This window comes from Mesonia profundi (assembly GCF_031085155.1).
GTDB lineage: Bacteria > Bacteroidota > Bacteroidia > Flavobacteriales > Flavobacteriaceae > Mesonia > Mesonia profundi.
Map to the genome: position 1 here is coordinate 1 of NZ_JAVHUL010000052.1, position 3,468 is coordinate 3,468.

Consider the following 3,468-nt stretch of genomic DNA (forward strand, 5'->3'; position numbering starts at 1 on the left):
AGCACTTCACTAAAACTATTTAAATTGTATATAAGCCAATATTATCAAGATGTTTTGATACCCTGTTAAAAATAATAGCCCTCTTAAAATGGCGCTATTAGAATAGTATTTTTTAGAATTACGGGGTTGTGCAACGGTTACCGGTGTTGTGTGCAGTATTTTTTCAGTCCAAAATTTCTTCAAAAGTCAATTCGTTTTTTTCTTTCCAAATACTTATTATTCTGTAAGTCGGTGTGTATCCTTTTCCATTCGGGTAAAATATTGCTTTCTTATATGCCCAAGTGGTCTGGTAATTTGCATAAAGTGTATCTCCTTCGTATCTGTTTTTTGCTAATTCAGGTAGATAAAATTCATTATTTATTCCGGTTTGATAATTTTCGGCTGATTTAATCAGATTAATTATGCTTTTTCTGTCAGAATTTGAAATTTCCAAGTCAAATTTGTGATAATAATCTCTTAATCCACCACTTTCATTATTTATTAGTTTAAAATCATCTTTCAATTCCACTTTTTGAAAAGACAAATATTCTTTAACATCTGATTTGAAAAATAACTTGTCCTCAAAAAAGAGAGTTAAAATTAATATTACTGTTCCGATTATTAAGATTCTGGAAATCACAATTCCTAATTTTTTCTTTCCAAATCTTTTAGGAACCCAATAACTTAAGTAAATAATTCCGACTACAAATAATATTAAAACTATTAGAATTAATATGTAAAAAACGAAAATGTCCATTTAATTCGTGATTTTTTTATATTGCACACAACGTTTCGTGTATGAGCAGTGGCGTGGGTCGACACGGACAATTGCAAACAGGTACTTACCATTGGAAAATCCGCAGGATTTTCCAAGTAGGCGAGAACAAGCCATTGCTTATACGCATTGTTGTAAGCCGTTTTTATTTCATTTTTGGTTTTCCTAAATCGCCAAGCTTTTTATTCAGAGCTTCTCTTTTAATTCTCGTTCGTTCGGGTTGAACAAAGTAGAAATCAAAAAGCATTTCAAGCACTTCTAATGTCCATTCAGCTTCTCCTGGTTCAACGGGGATAATTTCTCCTGTTGATTCACTTTTTGAAGGATGTGCTGCAAAATTTCCAATATTCCTTATAGCATCTATACTTTCTGATAAATGAGAAGGAAGTTGGTTACTGTCGATTACTTGTTGTATTTCATTAGCAAGATTCCCGTGTTTTACTCCAGATTTTTCACGTAATAAAAGCTGTAAGCATCTACGACTCAAAGCTGAACTTGCTTTTGGACTATCAGGAATTACAATAACAGCTTCGTTATAATCTTCACTAAACATTTCAGGCACTTCAGGTGGTAATGGATTTCGATTACCAACTTTAGGTCTTATAAGGTTCATTTTTTCTATTGTAGCTGCACTCCAACCACCGCCTTGATATCTCGACCATTTCCCATTTATCAAATAATATATGTGTCGGCTACAATTTGGTGATGGACAAATTCTTTTTCTAATTCCCCAATCTCCATCGACATCTTGTCCTAAATCATAGTCTTGTATTTTGTCGTGAAATTCAGTTAAGCAATGTGGGCATTTCATATTCGTATGGTTTTAAATGGCTTACAACGTTCTTGTATACGAACAGTGCGAGGGAGAATGGCGATAGCCATTCGGTTAAGCACGAGCCGATTTTTACAAATTCCGCTTATTAATTTTTTCTGCAATAAGTCGGATTTGTAAAAATTCGGCGACGTAAAAAAGTGCCTTCATTTTTAATTTAGCGACTGCTCTCGCATTGTTTGTATACTTTGTTGTGCAACGTTATTCTGCGCTTTGTTCCGCTAAATTTAGTGATTTTATTACGTTCTGCTTGATAATTATATTTTCAGTTTCTAAAAGTTCTAAATCCGATTTTATCTTTTTGATTTTTATTCCGTCATTAATTGGATTTTTGAGTTGGTCTAAAATAAAATCTGTTTTTTCTTCGCTATTCGTTTTTCTCGCAACTCTACTTAAAAATGCAATGAATTTTTCAGGGTTTCGTTCCAGCATTTTAAATATCAATTCATTATTCCACTCACTATATTCAGCATTTGTTGCGCAATCAATGTGCATATTCACGATAAATTTCAAATAAACTTGGTCATTCAGTTTTAGATTCTTCCGCAATATAGAATCAGTTTCTTTTAGAGTTCTTAAATCACAAATTTTAGTTTTATCTGGATTTTTTTTAGCACTCAAAGATTCAAGCTCAAATTCAGTTTCATTAAGTACAGATTGTTCTACTTTAGATGTTTTTTCGTTGCACGATAACATTAAAATCAGCACTAAAATTAAATATGCAAATTGGTTTTTCATAATGTTGCACAACGTGTTTGTATATGGTTTGTTGCGTGTTTTAAGCAACTAATTTAGTAAATAATAACCGACCAAGAAAGTCCGAGAGGACTTTCGTAAGTAGGCGAGAAACCAGCAATAAATTATATACGGTGTTGCCATTAGTACTTTTCAGATATTATTTGTTTCAATTCAGAAATTGTGTAAGCATTAGGTTTTTTTTTGTGTAACATTGAATGACAATTTGGGCAAACTGGGATTAAATCCGTAATTGGATTAACAGAATATTCTTTTCCAACAGTGGCGATGTCAATTTTATGATGCACGTGAATAAAATCTTTCCCTAAAACACCAAATTTATTCTCAAAATTAAAGTCGCAAACTTGACAATTTAATCCGAAATGTTCAATACATTTTTTTCGTGCGATTGGATTTCTTTCGTAACTGTTTATTAGAACTTGTTTAGTTTTTCCTTCGGAATAAGTTCCGTTGGAATCAACTTCGTCAGCATAAATTGGTTCTATTATATTATTTTCAAGAAGTTCGTAATATTTATCATATACATTACGTCTTTTCTTTACTGACCTTTTAGTTTTTTCTTCATAATAATCCAAATGCTGTGACAAGGCAAGTAGAGCTGTTTCCAATCCTTCATTCCCTTTGTCTTCTAAAATTTTCTGTAAATAGTATTCCGTTGCGTAAGCACTTATTGTCCCAGTAAATAATTTACCAGTAATAAAATATGCGTAATTATATATATAATAATTAGCTGAACTGTTGTTCATTCCTAAATCGGTTAAGATTTTCAATCCGTTCAATCTAGATATTTTGTTGTGATAAATATTCTTTCCTACTTCGTATGAAGTATGAGCCATTTCATTTGTTATTTTTCCCATCTATCGCAATGTTTCTTTGTATTAATGGCAACGGCTCGTGTATGAGAAGTGCGTGTTTGCGCCCGAGGATTTTCCGCAGGAAAATCGGAAGAAAGCAAGTACGCACTTTCCTTTGATTAAGCACTAAACTACGCATTTTTTATACACGTTGTTGGCAGTAGTTTTTTATGTTCGGTTCTATTTTTTCTTTTCCAGTTGTCATAATTCTTATTGCAGTAGCTACATTTCTTTCTGCAGTTGCTGTAATACTAATTGCAGTAGCTACATTT

The 3,468-nt window shown here is 32.3% G+C and carries 4 protein-coding genes; all 4 read right to left on the minus strand.

Going from position 1 to position 3,468, the window contains the following annotated elements; all coding sequences use genetic code 11:
- Positions 1–163: 163 nt before the first annotated feature.
- Entirely contained in the window at positions 164–736 is a 573-nt protein-coding gene (locus tag RBU60_RS13335; protein WP_308865552.1) for a hypothetical protein, read from the minus strand.
- Between the two features lie 163 nt (positions 737–899).
- Positions 900–1,565, minus strand: a complete 666-nt coding sequence (locus RBU60_RS13340) for a DUF4145 domain-containing protein (RefSeq protein ID WP_308865553.1) — start codon at positions 1,563–1,565, stop codon at positions 900–902.
- A gap of 222 nt (positions 1,566–1,787) precedes the next feature.
- Positions 1,788–2,324, minus strand: a complete 537-nt coding sequence (locus tag RBU60_RS13345) for a hypothetical protein (RefSeq protein ID WP_308865554.1) — start codon at positions 2,322–2,324, stop codon at positions 1,788–1,790.
- Between the two features lie 140 nt (positions 2,325–2,464).
- Positions 2,465–3,199: an HNH endonuclease gene (locus RBU60_RS13350; protein WP_308865555.1), complete on the minus strand. Its 735-nt coding sequence runs from the start codon at positions 3,197–3,199 to the stop codon at positions 2,465–2,467.
- Positions 3,200–3,468 lie beyond the last annotated feature (269 nt).